The organism is Sphingomonas mucosissima, assembly GCF_002197665.1.
Classification (GTDB): domain Bacteria; phylum Pseudomonadota; class Alphaproteobacteria; order Sphingomonadales; family Sphingomonadaceae; genus Sphingomonas; species Sphingomonas mucosissima.
The window spans coordinates 248,797-264,290 of the sequence record NZ_NBBJ01000002.1 but is presented as its reverse complement, the minus strand read 5'-3'; the positions used below and the strand labels follow the sequence as shown (position 1 = coordinate 264,290).

The window sequence follows — 15,494 nt, the reverse complement described above, 5'->3', positions numbered from 1 at the left end:
TTCCATTGCCGCCGAGCGGAGCTGGCTCAAACCCGCGCCATCGCCTTCTTCAGCTTGGCATGAGCGGCGCTCTTGATCTGACAAACACGTGCCGCGCCTACTCCCAAGACAGCCCCGATCTCGTCAAGGTTCAGCTCCTCGACGTGGTAAAGCTGGATCACCAGCTGATCGCGTTCGGGCAGCGAAGCGATGGCGGCGATCAGGCGATCACGAACTTGCCCTTCGGCCAATTGGTCGAACGCGCTAGGCTCGGCACTCGCGAACCAGGGCTGATCGTCGGCATAGACTTCGTCGATCGAGTCAAACTGCACCGCTTCCGCCGTGGCGTAATCCGATCGCAGTTTCTGGACGCTGACGTCCAGCGTGGCGGCGAGTTCGCTTTCCGTGGGCGCACGGCGCAGTTCGTTGGTGAGTGCTTTCATGGCGCCCTGATAGGCACGCCGCCGCTTGATCGCGCCGCGCGTCATTGCGGCATGGCGGCGCAGCTCGTCGATCATCGCGCCGCGCAGCCGCGTGGTGAGATACTGCCTGAAGGTCACTTGCCCGCGGTCCTCGAACGACCCTGCGGCCTCGACCAGCGCAACCAGTCCCGTCTGCACCAGATCCTCCACCTCGACCGCCGTCGAGACGCTGCCATGGACATGCCAGGCCAGTCGGCGGACGAGCGGCAGGTGCTCACGCACCAGCGCGCCTTCATCACGCGCGCGGCTGCGCGGCGTGTAGGTGAGCGGGGTGACGCGCTCGAACTGCGCCTGCTGGGGCATCGCGCTCATGCCGCCACCGCCATCTGCGGCTGGCCCGCACCAAGAAGGCTGTTGGGTGCCGGGTGGGCGTCGTTCGCGCCGATCACGGCGACGACCTCGACGGCCTTATCCTCGGGGACTTCGAAGAAGCTCATGACGGGGGTGTCCGGCAGACAGGTTTTGACAAGCTTGCGGATCGCGACGCGGATCGCGGGCTGCACGACGAGCGCAAAGGGCTTTGCCTCGGCAATCATCGGCTGGGCAGCGCGCTGCAGCGCATCGACGATGCGGCGCCCGAGTTCGGGCTCGACGACATGGCGGCGTGACGGATCGGACCGCATCGCCTGGCCGAGCAGCCCTTCGAGTCCACCCTCCAGCGTCATCACGCGCAGCGGCTCTCGCACGCCGCACAGTTTTTGGATGATCAGCGGCCCCAGTTCCGGGCGGATCAGCTCGACGATTTCCTCGGCATCCTGCGTCCGCTGCGCGACGACCGCGATGGCGGACGCGATGCGGCGGAATTCCTTCAGCGTGATGCCTTCGTTGAGCAGCGCCTTCAGCACGCTGGTGAGCGTGGTGAGCGACAGCGGCTGCGGCACGATCGACGCGACGAGCTGCGGATTGCGCTCCTTCAGCCCATCGAGCAGCGCCTGCACTTCGTCCGCGCCGAGCAGGTCGGCCGCGTTAGCGCCCAGTGCGTGGTTCAGGTGAGTCGCGATCACGGTACCGGAGTCGACCACCAGATAGCCTGCGCCGGTGGCGGCATCGGCATCACCCGGCGCGATCCACGTGGCGTCGAGACCGAAGGTAGGATCCTTCGCCTTCTTGCCCTGCAACTCGCCAAAGCCGGTGCCGGTGTCGAGCGCCAGCATCTCGTCGGGCGACACCTGATCCTCGCCGACGACAACGCCGCCCACCAGCAAGCGATAGGTGTAAGGCGCAAGGTTGATGTCGTCGCGCACCTTCACCTGCGGCACGACAAAGCCGAGTTCCTTCGACAGCTGCCGCCTGACGCCGGTGATCCGGCCCATAAGCGGCGCGCCCTTGCGCTCGTCCACGAGCGGCACGAGGCCATAGCCGATGTCGAGGTTCACCATCATGCCGTCGGTCACTTCCTCCCAGCCGATGCGCGACTGGTCGATCGGCTCTGGCGCGGCGACTTCCTCGACCGGCGCAGGACGCTGCGCAATCTGGTGCAGCTTCCACGCGGCAAAGCCCGCGATGCCCGCGGCGGGCAGCAGCACGAGGTGCGGCATGCCGGGCATAATGCCCAGCAGGCCGAGGATTCCGGCAACCGGCGTCCAGGTGCGCGGGCTACCGAACTGGCTGCCGATCTGTCCCGCGAGGTCCTTCTCAGAGGACACGCGCGTCACGATCGCGGCAGCGGCGATCGAGAGCATCAGCGATGGCAACTGCGCCACCAGCGCGTCACCGATCGCCAGCAGCGTATAACCCTTGGCCGCATCGGCGATCGTCATGCCGTGGCTGACCGGCCCCAGGATCAGCCCGCCGATGATGTTCGCGGCCAGGATCAGGATCGCGGCGATCGCGTCACCCTTCACGAACTTGGACGAACCATCCATCGAGCCGTAGAAATCGGCCTCGGTGGAAACTTCGACGCGCCGCTTCTTCGCCTCGTCCGGCGTGATGAGGCCGGCGTTCAGATCGGCGTCGATCGCCATCTGCTTGCCGGGCAGCGCATCGAGCGTGAAGCGCGCCGACACTTCGGAGACGCGGCCCGCGCCCTTGGTCACTACGATCAGGTTGATGATCATCAGGATCGCGAAGACGAAAATGCCGACGATGTAATCGCCGCCGATCAGGAAGCTGCCGAATGCCTCGATGACATGGCCGGCCGCGGCCTCGCCCTCATGCCCATGGACCAGCACGACCCGCGTCGATGCGACGTTGAGGCCGAGGCGGAACAGGGTGGTGAAGAGGAGAACCGTCGGGAAAGACGAGAAATCGAGCGGCTTCTGCGCGTTCAGGGCGACCATCAGCACCGCGAGACTGATCGCGATATTGGCGACAAAGAACACGTCGAGCAGCGCTGCCGGGATCGGCACCACCATGACGAGGACGAGCAGCAGGATCGCGGCGGGCAGCGCCGCTTGGCGCGAACTGGCGAGCAACTTCATGTGCTCAGCCCCCCATGCTCGCGAGCATCATGTACGCAAGCCGGGCGTTATCCGGCGACGGGCGGAGCAGATTGGCCGTCTGCACGCGTGCCGCGGGATTGTTTCGGCCCATGGCGGCCGTTGCCCAGGTCATCGCGTCCGACGCAGACTGGTTAGCGCCGGTGATCACCGTTGCGCCTTCCATGTCAAGCATCTGCGCGGCGAATTGCAGGCGCGGCAAATCGTTGCCGGCATTGCCGGTGCTGCCGGCAGGCCCTGCCCCGTCCCCCAGCTTCGCGCCGAAGCGTTCGTACACGTCCGACAGCGAACGGGCCGAGCCGTCGCGGTTGAAGAAGACGTTGCGATTGGCACCTGCGGCGGCGGGGAACATGCTGGCCGCCGCGCGATCCGGCGCGGCCTGCATTGCCTTCAGGAATTGCTTGGCGCCGCCCAGCCCCAGGAAATGCGCCATGTAAAGATCGGTGCCGGTCGCTTCCCGGCCCAGACTCGCTTCGAGCGCGTCCTTGTTGTCGGAGGCGTGCTCGGCCGCCATCAGCGAGGCGGCGTCGGGATTGTTGCGCAGGTCCAGGATCGCACGGCGCAGGCCGGGATCGCTGACGGTGAGCCGCCCGGCGGAATTGCGCTGGATGCCGTCGGCGGCCCAGCCCATGCCGTGCTTCGCGCCGTGATCCTTCATCACCGCCAGCCAGCTCTGCTCGATGAACTGATAGAGGCCGCTGGCGGACGAGGTGCGCGCGCGTGCAGACGCGTTGAACCCGCTTTCGACCTTGGCCTGGCCCATCAGGTAATCGAAGTCGATCCCGGTTCGGGCGGCAGCGCGCTGGATCGCGGACTGCACCCGGCCGGCGGTGGTAGTGACGGCGTTGACGGTCATCGTTGCTGTACGCACTTCCCTGTTCTTCAGGGAGCGATCAGCAAGGGGCGTGCCAGATCAGGGGGTCGAAGCCGTGGAGGTGAATTGCGGCACCGGGCCGGAGCCCGGGCAGCGGACGGCCCCTCAGGCGTAGGCGACGGCACCCGGGCGATAGGCATTGCCGCCCTCGCCGGTCAAAAGTTGCAGGCGGCGGCGAACATTTGCCGCCATCAGATTGACGTAGATGCGGCAGGTGTCGTTCAGCCGGTTCGCCTCGTCGGCCAGTTCGCGCAGCTCCGGTCCCGCCGGGCCGTCCCCCAGACCGCGCAGCGTATCGATCGCGACGAGCTTCGCCGAGGTCGCTTTCTCGAGGCCGGCAACGTCATTGGCCTTCAGCGCCGAGATTTCCTGGTGAAGCGTGTCGATCACGCGGATCAGGGCCTCACGCCTCGTCATGCGACATCCATTCGTAGCGCGCCGCGACCAGCGCGTCGGCGATTGTGGTGGGGGAAAGCGGATAGTCGCCCTTGGCGATCGCCTGCTTGATCTTCTCCACCCGTGCGATGTCCACGGGGGCGGAGGCGGAAAGCCGTGCCGCGACGGTCGGCGCCTGAACGGCCTGCGGCTGCTTCGTCACCGTCGGCGGGGCCGAAACCGTCCCGACGCGCGTCACCCCGCCAACTTTCCGATCCAAGGGCCTGGGCCCGATTGAGTCGACCATGATCACACCTGCTACGCCTCGATCCCACCGGCTTAAACGGCCGCGGTGCGCAGGGCTTTAGGACTTTTTTCACTCCACCCATCCCGGCAGCGTTGCGCGGCCCGGGGCGAGCGCCACCGCCTGCACCGGCATCTTGCCGCCATCCACGCGCACCATCAGGCGCTGGCCTTCGGCGGCATCCGCCATGGCGACCCCTTCGCGCGTGATCGAGAAGCCGTTTGAGCCGGCCTCGATCACCAGCGGATCACCGCGCTTGATGATCTTCTCGGACGGCGCCGGCGCGGAGGTGGCGGCGGTAGCGGGCGCACGGACCACCGCGGCGGATTGCGCGGCCATGCGGATGGGCACGAACAGGCGCCATTCGGGGCCGGCGCAGGACACGACAACCGCATCATGCGCGTCCGTGCGCCATGACAGGGCAACAGTGGGACATTGCTTCAGCCGCAGACGCGGATCGATCGCAGCGCGCGCACCGCCATCTTCGCCGATCGATCGGCCGGTGAAACCCGCGACCACCCTGTCGAGCGCGGCGGTATCCTGATGTGGGGCAGCGGCGGCAAGCGCCAGAGCGAACGCAATCACTTCTTCTCTCCGGTAAATGCTGTCGTGACGACCACTTGGCGGCGGGACGGCCGGTCCGCAGTCTCGAGGAGGAGGCGGTGGCCCGGCACGTCGGGCGCCAGAGCGACGGCAACGGCACGCGCACGATCCGCGGCAAGAACCGCGGCGCTGCCGGTATCCCGATCAACATCGCCGGCCGTGCCATCGACCGACGCCGTGACCCGCACGGACACGCGCGGATCGCTCACCGCTTCCCGGGCCCAGGCGCGAAGGCTTCCGGCAGAAGCGGGAAGCGCCGCGGAGCCACGCGCGAAATCGAAGACACCGGCGGAAGCGACCGGCAACGGGTCGGACGCAGCGACCGCAGCCGGGGCACCGAAGCCGGCACGAATACCGTCCGCCAATGCCGTGCGATCCAGCGACTGATTGGCCTGCATCAGCACAAAGAAGCCGACCAGCAGCAGCGCAAGGTCCGCCAGCGTCACGAGCCACAGTGGCCGCCCCGCCGGCGTATCGGGAAACTCGCTCGAGCCCGTCACGCGGCATCGCTTGCGCTGTGCACCGCACGGATGGCGGCGCCCCGCGGCTGCTCGCGCGCGGCCAGCGCAACAAGCGGCTCTTCCAGCCGCTGGCGCTCAAATGCTTCCACGCGCGCGGCCGCCCGCAAGCGGTTCGCGACCGGCGTAGCGACCAGATTGGCGAGCAGCGCACCATAAAGGGTGGCCAGCAACGCCACCGCCATCGCGCCGCCAATTGCCTGCGGGTCGGTCATCTGAACGAACATGCCGACGAGGCCGATCAGCGTGCCGATCATCCCCATTGCCGGTGCCGCCTCTGCCATGCCGCTCCATGTATCGGCCGCGGCGCAATGCCGCTCGATCCGCGCGTGGCGCAGGTGCCGCAGGCGCAGGCGCACCGCGTCCGGGCCGCGGCCGTCGACGATGTCGGCGATGGCTGCCGCGACATCAGGATCGGCGATGACCGACTTGTCGAGCGCCATGGGGCCATGCCGGCGCGCAATACGCCCCAGCGCGTCGATCTGCTCCAGCAGCGGCTCGGCGGAAAATCGCCGGCGCGCCAGGGTGCGCATTGCCACAACCGCGCGGGCAAGATCGCCGGCCGGCGTGCGCAACACCGCGGACGCGACCGTGCCGCCACCGACAAGAGCGAGCGCGACCGGATCGAGGAAATTGCCGAGGTTCATGCGCGGGCATGTGCAAGCGGTGGGCCAGTTTGGATGGTTGGCGCAGCGCGGCGCCCACCGCGTCGCAGCCAGCCGCGTTTCCGCCGATAACGCCTACTCCTGGGTGATGCCGGGCTTGTCCCGCCATCCACCGGTCCGCGAACCCGCCAGCCAAGGATCTGCGGCACCGTGGACGCCGGCGCAAGGCCAGCATGACGTACCCGACCGGTAGACAAAGGGGGCCGTCCTCACGCCCGGCAACGCTTGCCGGCCGCCCGGCAAAAGCTTGCCGCCCTGCCCTGCCGCGACCGGCAACGCCCGGCGGTGCCGCGGTTTGGCACACCCTTTGCGACGTCCTTCGCGCACAGCACGTGCAGGAGAATTCCGGCCCATGGCCAGCAACAGTCTTTTCGGGGTTCACGGCGCGGCGCTCGAGGTGCGGGCGCAGCGGATGAACCTGCTCGCCTCGAACATCGCCAATGCCTCCACGCCGAATTTCAAGGCGAAGGACATCGACTTCACGCAGGCGCTCGCGTCCGTGGAGCGGCAGGGCGGGATCGATGCGGCGATGCTGTACCGCACGCCGGACTCGCCCTCGATGGACGGCAACACGGTGGAGCTCAGCAAGGAGCAGACCGCCTTCGCCGAAAACGCCGTCCAATATCAGACGACGTTGTCGTTCCTGAACGGGCGCATCAATCAACTCACGCGCGCGCTGAAGGGAGAATAACCCATGGCGAACCAGCCCCTTTCCATCTTCCAGGTCGCCGGTCGCGCGATGTCCGCGCAGCTCGTGCGGATGAACACCACCGCGTCGAACCTCGCCAATGCCGGTGCGGTCACCAGCTCGTCCGAAACCGCCTATCGCAGCATGAAGCCGGTGTTCCGCACCCAGTTCGACCAGGCGAGCGGCATGGCGACGGTGAACGTCGAGCGCGTCGTCACCGCGGGCGAAGAGCCGATCAAGATCCGCGATCCGAACAACCCGATGGCCGATGCCGAGGGCTATGTTTACCAGTCCGCCGTCGACGAAACGCGCGAGCTGGTCGACATGATGGAAACCGCGCGGTCGTATCAGAACAACGTGGAGGTGATGAACACCGCCAAGTCGCTGATCGTCGACACGCTGAAGCTGGGGCGCTGATCAATGGCGACCTCCTTTGACGCGACGATCGGCAACCTTGGCCTCTCCACCGCCAACACCGCGGCGAAGAACGCGGCCAAATCCCCCACCATGGGGCAAGCTGATTTTCTGAAGCTGATGACGGCGCAGATGAAGAACCAGGATCCGTTCGATCCGGTCGACAACACGCAGATGGTTGCGCAAATGGCGCAGTTCTCCTCGCTGGCCGGCATCACCGAGATGGGCTCCACGCTGAAGGCGATCGCCGACAAGCTGGGCGCGACGAGCACGCAGGATGCGATCAGCTATGTCGGGCGCACCGTGCTGACGCCGGGCAATGTCGCTTATGGCCGCGCCTCGGGCGGGATTGCCGGCGCGATCGAGCTGGGCGCCGACGCGAGCAACGTAACCGTCGCGATCTCCGATGCGAACGGCCAGTTGCTCCATTCCGCGGACCTCGGGGCGCAGAAGGCCGGCACGGTCAGCTACGATTGGGACGGCAAGACCGCTGGCGGCATGGAAGCAGGCGCTGGCCCCTTCACCGTCAACGTCAGCGCCAATGACGGCAGCCGCTCGGTTGGCACGAATGGCCTCGTCTGGGCGCCCGTCACCTCCGTTTCGACCACCACCGGCGCTGCCGTCCTGACCTTGCCGGGGATCGGCGAGGTTCCCGTCTCCGCCGTTCGCCAGATCGGCTGACCTCCCCTTCCCCCGTCTTCCCGCTTTTCAGGAGTTTTCCCCATGTCCTTCTACACTTCGCTTTCCGGTCTCCAGGCAGCGCAGACCGACATGTCGACCATCTCGCACAACATCGCCAACGTCTCGACCAACGGCTTCAAGAAGAGCCGCAGCGAATTCACCGATATCATGGCGTCGAACTTCACCAGCGATCCGCGCCGGCTGACCGGATCGGGCGCGGCGCTGACGCAGAACAAGCAGATGTTCGGCGCGGGCAGCCTGGTCACCACCGGCTCGTCGCTTGATCTGGCGGTGGCTGGCGACGGCTTCTTCCCGGTGAAGACCACCGCCGCCGGCGGTTCGACGATCGCTTACACCCGCAACGGCAGCTTCGGCGTCGATCCGAACCGATTCATCACCGACGCGCAGGGCAGCCGGCTGCAGGCCTATGCCGTGGAAACTGACGGCACGGTGCCGAACAACGGCACGCTCATCGATGTGCGCGTGCCGATGACCACCGGCACGGCAACGGCGACGGGCAAGGTCGCGCTGAAGGCAAATCTCAACATCAACGCCGGCGCGTCCGAAGCCGAGTTCAGCCGAGCCAACCCGGCAAGCTATGCCAGTGCGACCAGCACCACGATCTATGATGCCGCCGGCAACCCGCAGACGCTGACGAACTACTTCGTTCGCAAGGCGCCAACCGACGCAACCGGCACTGCCAGCGAGTGGACCGTCCACAGCTTCGTCGGCGACACGCCAATGAACGAGGGCGGCACGGACATCGCGTTTGATTCGGACGGCAACCTGCTCGGTAGCGGCACGATCTCGCTCGCCTACCCCGAGGCGGGCGACGCGACGCGGGCGCCGATCAGCTTCGACCTGACCGGCTCGACCGCCGCCAAGCAGCCATTCGCCATTTCCTCCCGCTCGCAGGATGGCACCGCACTGGGCGAATTCTCCGGCATCACCGTCGACAGCTCGGGCGTCATCACCGCCAGCTATTCGAACGGCGACGCGGTGAAGCTGGGCAAGGTGGCGCTGGCGAACTTCGTCAACCCGACCGGCCTGCGCCAGAACGGCGGGCAATATTGGAGCGCGACGGGCCTGTCGGGCGTCGCCACGATGGGCGCGGCGAACGAGAACGGCTTCGGCAAGCTGATGTCCGGCACGATCGAGGGATCGAACGTCGACATCACCGAAGAGCTGGTCGAGCTGATCGCGGCGCAGCGTAATTTCCAGGCGAACGCCAAGGCGCTCGATACCTCCAGCCAGATCTCGCAGACGATCTTCAACATCCGCGCATAAATCTGGCCTGACTCTTGCTGTGTTCCGGTTGCGCCTTGGCGTGAACGGAACACCTTTGGATCGATCGAACCATGGACAAGCTGGTCTACACGGCGGCGACGGGCCTCAAGGCGCACATGGCGGCGCAGGCGGCGATCGCCAACAACATGGCGAACGCCTCCACGACCGGCTTTCGCGCCGATCGCGTGGTGTTCGATCGCATCGAGCTGAAGGGCGGCGGCGCGCGTTTCGAGGCGCGCGCCCCGGCCGCACAGGAAGTGACGGACGCCGATCGCAGCCTCGGCGCGCTGGTGCAGACGGGCCGCAACCTCGATGTGGCGCTGACCGACGCCGACACCTGGCTGACGGTGCAGGCGCCGGACGGGACCGAGGCCTATACCCGCCGCGGCGACTTGACCGTGACTGCATCGGGCACGTTGCAGACGGGGGACGGCTATCTCGTGATGGGATCAGGGGGCCCGATCACGATCCCGCCATATACTTCGCTCTCGATCGGGTCGGACGGTTCGATCTCGATCGTGCCGCAGGGCGGCGCGCCGACCGATGCCACCGTTGTCGACCGGCTGAAGCTCGTCTCGGACAAGGGCTCGGCGACGGTGAAGGGCCTCGACAATCTGATGCACGTGCGCGGCGGCGGCGTGCTGCCGGAGAATATGGACGCAAAGGTCGCGTCGGGCACGCTTGAACAAAGCAACGTCAACATGACGCAGGTCTTGGTCGACATGATCGAGAACCAGCGCAGCTACGAGGTCCAGGCGAACCTGCTGAAGGAAGCCAAGACCATGGACGAGGGCGCCGCATCCGTGATGCGGATGCCCGCCTGATCCGCGCGCGACTGAATAGGGAAACAGAGACATGACCACCGCCGCCATGCACATCGCGCGCACCGGGCTCGACGCCCAGGATACGCGCATGCGGGTTATCTCGAACAACCTCGCGAACGTGAACACCACCGGGTACAAGCGCGATCGCGCGTCGTTCGAGACGCTGAGCTATCAGGTGATCACCGCGCCGGGCGCGCAGTCCACGCAGGAAACCAAATACGCGACCGGCCTGAACCTCGGCACCGGCGTGCGCGTGCAGGCCAATGCGCGGATCGATACGCAGGGGTCGCTCAACACCACGGGCAACAGCCTCGACATGGCGCTGGACGGTGACGGCTATTTCCAGGTGCAGCTGCCGGGCGGGCAGCTCGGCTATACCCGTGCGGGCAATTTCTCGCGCTCGCCTGAAGGCCTGCTGATCACATCCGAAGGGTATCAGGTGATGCCGGGCATCAACGTGCCCGAAAATGCCACCGCCATCACGATCGGCATGGACGGCACCGTCTCCGCCTCGATCCCCGGCCAGGCGGAAGCATCGAACCTCGGGCAGATCCAGGTCGCGAGCTTTCCCAACACCGCCGGGCTCCAGGCGATCGGTGACAATTACCTCGTCGAAACCGCCGCATCGGGCACTGCCAACATGGGCGTCCCGGGCGAGGACGGACGCGGCAAGATCCGTCAGGGGATGCTGGAGGCGTCGAACGTCAACGTCGTCGAGGAGCTGGTCGACATGATCGAGACGCAGCGCGCCTATGAGGTCAATTCCAAGATGATCTCGGCCACCGACGAGATGCTCAAATACGTCAATCAGAACATCTGATGCGGGATCGGACGATGCGTGCTCTCGCTCTTGGCGCCGTGGCGCTTCTGGTTGCCGCCCCGGCGCAGGCCGGGCTGTTCGGCAAAAAGGCACCGGCAGAGGATTTCACCGCGGTGCATCCCCTGCCCGTCGCGCCCGCGCCTGCGCCAGCGACCGGCGCGATCTTCCAGGCGGCGGACGGCTATGCCGCGCTGCACGAAGGCTGGCGCGCGCGCCGCGTCGGCGATCCGCTGACGATCGTGCTGGTGGAGCGGACGGCAGCGTCCAAGTCATCGACCTCCAAGCTCGATTCGGGCGGCGGCTTCGGCATCACCCCGCCGAGCACCGGTCCGCTCAACCTGTTCAACCCGGCCGACGCCAGCGTCAGCGGCAACCGCAATTTCGCGGGCACCGGCACCGCAGGCCAAGCCAACTCGCTGTCGGGCGAGATCTCGGTCACCGTGGCGCAGGTCTATCCCAACGGGACGATGCTGGTGCAGGGGCAGAAGCGCGTCACGCTCAACCGCGGCGACGAGTTCATCCAGATTAAAGGCCTGGTGCGCACCGCCGATGTCGACCGCGACAACCGCGTTGCTTCCACCCGCGTCGCCGATGCGCAGATCGCCTATACCGGCAAGGGCGACGTCGCGCGCGCCGGGCGGCAAGGCTGGCTGAGCCGCTTCTTCCAGGTGGTGAGCCCGTTCTGACCGCCGCCATTTAGCGCCGCATTAACCATGTCGCCCTCACACCCGAGCATCATGACCATGTTCCGCACCTTCCTCGCCCTTCCTGCGCTGCTGATCGCGGCGCTGTGCGTCGCGGCGCCCGCCACGGCTGACCGGATCAAGGATCTCGGCGGCTTTCAGGGCATCCGGTCGAACCAGCTCACCGGCTATGGCGTGGTGGTCGGCCTGCCCGGCACCGGCGACGACAATCTCGAATATACCGTGCAGTCGATGAAGGCGGTCGCCTCGCGCTTCGGCCTCCAGCTGCCGCCCAACGCCAACCAGGGGCTGAAGAACGCCGCGGTGGTGATGATCACTGCCGAGCTGCCCGCCTTTGCCAAGCCCGGCCAGCGGATCGACATCACCGTCTCCTCGATGGGCAAGGCGAAGTCCTTGCGTGGCGGCAGCCTGATCATGGCGCCGCTACTAGGCGCGGATGGCCAGATCTATGCCATGGCGCAGGGCAATCTCGCGGTCGGCGGGCTTGGCGCAGAGGGCAAGGACGGGTCGCAGATCGTGGTCAACACGCCCTCCACCGGCCGCATTCCCGAAGGCGCCACGGTGGAGCGCGCGGTTGCGACCGGCTTCGCCGACGCACCCAACCTCACCTTCAATCTCCAGCGCGCGGACTTCACCACCGCGCAGAATGTCGCGGCGGCGATCAACCAGAAGCTGGGCTTTGGCGTGGCGCAAGCAGTGGATGCGGTGTCGGTCGCCGTGCGCGCGCCGATGGGCGCCGATGTGCGCGCCACCTTGATGTCGACGATCGAGAACCTCGACGTCGTCTCGGCCGAGCCGCCGGCAAAGGTCATCGTCAACGCACGCTCAGGAACCGTGGTCATCAACTCCGCCGTCCGCGTCGGCCCGGCCGCCGTGACGCATGGCAAGCTGACGGTACGCATCGACGAGAACCAGCGCATCAGCCAGCCCGCGCCGTTCAGCCAGGGCCAGACCGCGATGGAGCGCAAATCCGGCGTCGCCGTGGACGAGGAGCAGCGCCCGATGTTCCTCCTCGCCCCCGGTCCGAAGCTCGCCGACATCGTAAAGGCGGTGAACGCCATCGGCGCTTCCCCGGCGGACCTGGTCGCGATCCTGGAGGCGCTGAAGGAAGCCGGCGCGCTCAAGGCCGAGTTGATCGTCCTGTGACCGGCCCGAGCCAGATCGGCCAGATCTCGGGCACCACCGGGATCGATTCGGGCCTGAAGCGCCAAGCCACGAGCGAAAATCTCGCGAAGGCGGGGCAGCAGTTCGAGGCGGTCTTCACCTCCATGATGCTGAAGTCGATGCGGGCAGCGAAGCTCGCCGAGCCGCTGTTCGACAGCCAGGCGATCGACACCTTCCGCGACATGCAGGATCAGAAGCTGGTCCAGCAAATGGCGCAGCACACGCCGCTCGGCATCGGCAAGGCGATGACCGAATTCCTGTCGCGTGGCCTTTCCGCCACGCCGGCGGAAAATCAGCCGGCGACCGCCAGTGCGGGCGGAGACGACCAAATATCGCAATCGGGCCTTAACCCCGGCACAGGCATCGGACCGGCGTGAGCGACCTTCTTTCCATCGGCGCGTCGGGCATCCGCGCGAATCAGACCGCGCTTGGCGTGGTGTCGGAGAACATCGCGAACGCCGGGGTGGCGGGCTTTTCGCGGCGCTCGATCACGACGAGCGAAATTGTCAGCATCAGTGGCAAGACGGGGGTGACCGGCCACGGCGTGTTCGTCACCGGCGTCACGCGTGCCGCCGATCAATTCAAGGCCGCGGCGGTGCGCACCGCCGGCGCCGATCTCGCGCGCACCGAGGCGGGCGGCGTCTGGCTCGGCCGCGTCCAATCGGCGCTGACCGGCGCCGGGCTCGGCAACCGGCTCACCGCCTTCTTCAACGCTGCCAAGGGCGTTGCCGCCGATCCGACCGCCACGGCACCCCGCGCCGCGATGATCGAGCAGGCCAACGCGCTCGCCGCGTCGTTCAGCGCAACGGGCGCCGCGCTGGCGCAGGCGACAGCGGAACTGGACGCGACCGCCGACCAGGCCGTCGCCGATCTCAACAGCCTGTCGGCCGCGCTCGCTAAGGTGAACGATGGCCTCGGCCGTGTCGGCCCGAACACCGCCGGCGCGGCGAACCTCGCCGACCAGCGCGACGCCATTCTCGAACGGATGAGCGCGCTGGTGGACGTCAGCGCCAGTTATGATGCCGCCGGCCGCGCCACCGTGCGCGCCGGTGCCGGCACAGGCACCATGCTCGTCAGCGGCAATCAAGTCGCGACGGTCAGCTATGCGCGCAACGCCGAGGGCGCGGTCGCCATCGCCGTGAAGAACGGGTCCGACGTGTCGATGCTGGTGCCGGGCGGCGGCGCGATCGGCGGGATCGTCGATGGCGCGCAGCGGATCGCGGCGGCCCGATCGGAACTGAACGAACTGGCAAAGGACTTCGTCACCGGCGTCAACGCCGTACAGACCGGCGGACAGACGCTCGATGGCACAGCCGGCGCGCCGCTCTTCGCGGCTGGCAGCACGCCGACCGACATCAAGGTGGCGATGACCGATCCCCGCGGCATCGCGGCGGCTTCGGCAGGCGAGGGAACACGCGGAAACGGCAACCTCCTCGCGCTGGAAGGCCTGCGCGGGCGCGCCGGGTTCGAGACCACGGTGAGCGCCATGGTCTCGGGCAATGCCGCCGCCATCCAGGCGCGCGGTGTCGTGGGTGAGGCGCAGGCAGCCATCCATGACGCGGCAATCGCAGCACGCGACACCCTCTCCGGCGTCGATCTGGACCGGGAGGCGGTGGATCTCTTGCGCTTCCAGCAGGCGTATCAGGCGTCGAGCCGGGTCATCTCGATCGCGCGTGACACCTTCCAGACCCTGCTGGACATCCGCTGATGAGCAACAACATCTCCACAGGCCTGTTCTACAGCCGCTCCACCGCGTCGATGCAGAAGCTGCAGGCGCAGTTCGACCGGCTGAACGAGCAGGTATCCACCGGCAAGAAGCTGCTGGCGCCGTCCGACGACAGCGTCGGGTATCAGCGGCTGCAAGTGATCGGCCGCGCCAATGCCGATGGGGTGCAGGACGCGGCCAACGTCAAGCTGGCGCAGGCGACGCTGCAACAGGCTGGCAGCAGCCTTTCGCAAATGAACGAGCGGCTGCAACGCGCGTCCGAACTGGTGCTCCAGGGCAAGAACGGCACGAATTCCGATACGGCTAAGGCGGCGATCGCCACCGAGCTGCAGGGCATTCTTGAGTCGGTCGTCGCGCTGGCGAACGGCAAGGACGCGCGCGGGATGCCGCTGTTCGGCGGCAAGGATGCCGATGCTGCTGTCACCAAGGGCTCAGGCAGCGCGCTCCGCTTCGCCGAGGGCAAGGCGGCAGCGATGCCGATCGGCGACGGGCAAAGCGTGGAAGCGACCGTCAACGCCCGGGATTTCCTGGCGACCAAGGACGGGGCTGACCTTGGCAGCGCCATCGCCGCCATCGTGGCGGCGCTGCGGGCCGGCGAAACGCTGCCAAGCGACGCCGCCGATACCCTCGCGACCGTCGCCGATCAGGTCACGGCGACCCAGGCCTCGCTTGGCGCGCGCGAGGCGCGGGTCGATCTCCACGCCGCGCAGCTCAAGACGGCGGCGAACGACCGCGAGGTGATGCGCGCCGCCATCGAGGACGCCGATCCCACCGAAACCATCGTCCAGCTGCAGAAGACCATGACGATCCTGCAAGCAACGCAAGCCAGCTTCTCCAAGCTCTCCAGCCTGTCCCTGTTCAGCTATCTCAGGTGATCTTCGCCCGCGGCCGGCAATCCAGCCGCGATTGGCCCTAAAAATCTAGTCCGTCCGGTCGTTTGTTAGATCG

The 15,494-nt window shown here is 67.1% G+C and carries 19 protein-coding genes; 11 read left to right on the top strand and 8 right to left on the bottom strand.

Going from position 1 to position 15,494, the window contains the following annotated elements; all coding sequences use genetic code 11:
• Positions 1-26 precede the first annotated feature (26 nt).
• From SPMU_RS08405 to SPMU_RS08370, 8 genes are all read right to left on the bottom strand, one after another.
• Positions 27-773, bottom strand: a complete 747-nt coding sequence (locus tag SPMU_RS08405) for a sigma-70 family RNA polymerase sigma factor (RefSeq protein WP_211275752.1) — start codon at positions 771-773, stop codon at positions 27-29.
• Positions 770-2,881: a flagellar biosynthesis protein FlhA gene (gene flhA, locus SPMU_RS08400; protein ID WP_088333429.1), complete on the bottom strand. Its 2,112-nt coding sequence runs from the start codon at positions 2,879-2,881 to the stop codon at positions 770-772. The genes SPMU_RS08405 and flhA overlap by 4 nt, the downstream gene beginning before the upstream one ends.
• A 4-nt stretch (positions 2,882-2,885) precedes the next feature.
• Positions 2,886-3,755: a lytic transglycosylase domain-containing protein gene (locus SPMU_RS08395; protein ID WP_088333428.1), complete on the bottom strand. Its 870-nt coding sequence runs from the start codon at positions 3,753-3,755 to the stop codon at positions 2,886-2,888.
• A 123-nt stretch (positions 3,756-3,878) separates the two neighbouring features.
• Positions 3,879-4,190, bottom strand: a complete 312-nt coding sequence (locus tag SPMU_RS08390; RefSeq protein WP_088333427.1) for a flagellar protein FlgN — start codon at positions 4,188-4,190, stop codon at positions 3,879-3,881.
• Positions 4,177-4,428: a flagellar biosynthesis anti-sigma factor FlgM gene (gene flgM, locus SPMU_RS08385; protein ID WP_245832917.1), complete on the bottom strand. Its 252-nt coding sequence runs from the start codon at positions 4,426-4,428 to the stop codon at positions 4,177-4,179. The genes SPMU_RS08390 and flgM overlap by 14 nt, the downstream gene beginning before the upstream one ends.
• Before the next feature lie 96 nt (positions 4,429-4,524).
• Entirely contained in the window at positions 4,525-5,037 is a 513-nt protein-coding gene (locus SPMU_RS08380) for a flagella basal body P-ring formation protein FlgA (protein WP_342746439.1), read from the bottom strand.
• Positions 5,034-5,555, bottom strand: coding sequence for a flagellar motor protein MotB (locus SPMU_RS08375; protein WP_245832915.1), 522 nt, complete (start codon positions 5,553-5,555; stop codon positions 5,034-5,036). Before SPMU_RS08375 ends, SPMU_RS08380 begins: the two co-directional genes overlap by 4 nt.
• Positions 5,552-6,220 carry a motility protein A gene (locus tag SPMU_RS08370; protein WP_088333426.1) on the bottom strand — a complete coding sequence of 223 codons (669 nt, stop codon included), beginning with the start codon at positions 6,218-6,220 and terminating at the stop codon, positions 5,552-5,554. The genes SPMU_RS08375 and SPMU_RS08370 overlap by 4 nt, the downstream gene beginning before the upstream one ends.
• Positions 6,221-6,590: 370 nt before the next feature.
• Between SPMU_RS08370 and SPMU_RS08365 the strand changes: the two genes are divergently transcribed.
• The 11 genes from SPMU_RS08365 to SPMU_RS08315 all read left to right on the top strand — a co-directional run bounded on the left by SPMU_RS08365 (position 6,591) and on the right by SPMU_RS08315 (position 15,421).
• Entirely contained in the window at positions 6,591-6,929 is a 339-nt protein-coding gene (locus tag SPMU_RS08365) for a flagellar basal body rod protein FlgB (RefSeq protein WP_088333425.1), read from the top strand.
• A gap of 3 nt (positions 6,930-6,932) precedes the next feature.
• Complete coding sequence (gene flgC / locus SPMU_RS08360; RefSeq protein WP_088333424.1) at positions 6,933-7,343, top strand: flagellar basal body rod protein FlgC; 411 nt, start codon at positions 6,933-6,935, stop codon at positions 7,341-7,343.
• A 3-nt stretch (positions 7,344-7,346) separates the two neighbouring features.
• Positions 7,347-8,021: a flagellar hook assembly protein FlgD gene (locus SPMU_RS08355; RefSeq protein WP_088333423.1), complete on the top strand. Its 675-nt coding sequence runs from the start codon at positions 7,347-7,349 to the stop codon at positions 8,019-8,021.
• A 42-nt stretch (positions 8,022-8,063) separates the two neighbouring features.
• Positions 8,064-9,308, top strand: coding sequence for a flagellar hook protein FlgE (locus tag SPMU_RS08350; RefSeq protein ID WP_088333422.1), 1,245 nt, complete (start codon positions 8,064-8,066; stop codon positions 9,306-9,308).
• A 71-nt stretch (positions 9,309-9,379) separates the two neighbouring features.
• Positions 9,380-10,132: a flagellar basal body rod protein FlgF gene (locus SPMU_RS08345; RefSeq protein ID WP_088333421.1), complete on the top strand. Its 753-nt coding sequence runs from the start codon at positions 9,380-9,382 to the stop codon at positions 10,130-10,132.
• Between the two features lie 31 nt (positions 10,133-10,163).
• Positions 10,164-10,952, top strand: a complete 789-nt coding sequence (flgG, locus tag SPMU_RS08340) for a flagellar basal-body rod protein FlgG (RefSeq protein WP_088333420.1) — start codon at positions 10,164-10,166, stop codon at positions 10,950-10,952.
• Between the two features lie 14 nt (positions 10,953-10,966).
• Entirely contained in the window at positions 10,967-11,638 is a 672-nt protein-coding gene (locus tag SPMU_RS08335) for a flagellar basal body L-ring protein FlgH (protein ID WP_245832913.1), read from the top strand.
• Between the two features lie 57 nt (positions 11,639-11,695).
• The gene (locus SPMU_RS08330; protein ID WP_088333670.1) at positions 11,696-12,802 is read left to right on the top strand and encodes a flagellar basal body P-ring protein FlgI; all 1,107 of its coding nucleotides are present in this window, start codon (positions 11,696-11,698) and stop codon (positions 12,800-12,802) included.
• Positions 12,799-13,197 carry a rod-binding protein gene (locus SPMU_RS08325; RefSeq protein ID WP_088333418.1) on the top strand — a complete coding sequence of 133 codons (399 nt, stop codon included), beginning with the start codon at positions 12,799-12,801 and terminating at the stop codon, positions 13,195-13,197. The genes SPMU_RS08330 and SPMU_RS08325 overlap by 4 nt, the downstream gene beginning before the upstream one ends.
• Positions 13,194-14,528, top strand: a complete 1,335-nt coding sequence (gene flgK / locus SPMU_RS08320) for a flagellar hook-associated protein FlgK (RefSeq protein ID WP_088333417.1) — start codon at positions 13,194-13,196, stop codon at positions 14,526-14,528. The genes SPMU_RS08325 and flgK overlap by 4 nt, the downstream gene beginning before the upstream one ends.
• Positions 14,528-15,421 (top strand): flagellin N-terminal helical domain-containing protein, encoded by an 894-nt coding sequence (locus SPMU_RS08315; protein ID WP_088333416.1) that lies wholly within the window; start codon positions 14,528-14,530, stop codon positions 15,419-15,421. Before flgK ends, SPMU_RS08315 begins: the two co-directional genes overlap by 1 nt.
• The last annotated feature ends 73 nt before the right edge of the window (positions 15,422-15,494 follow it).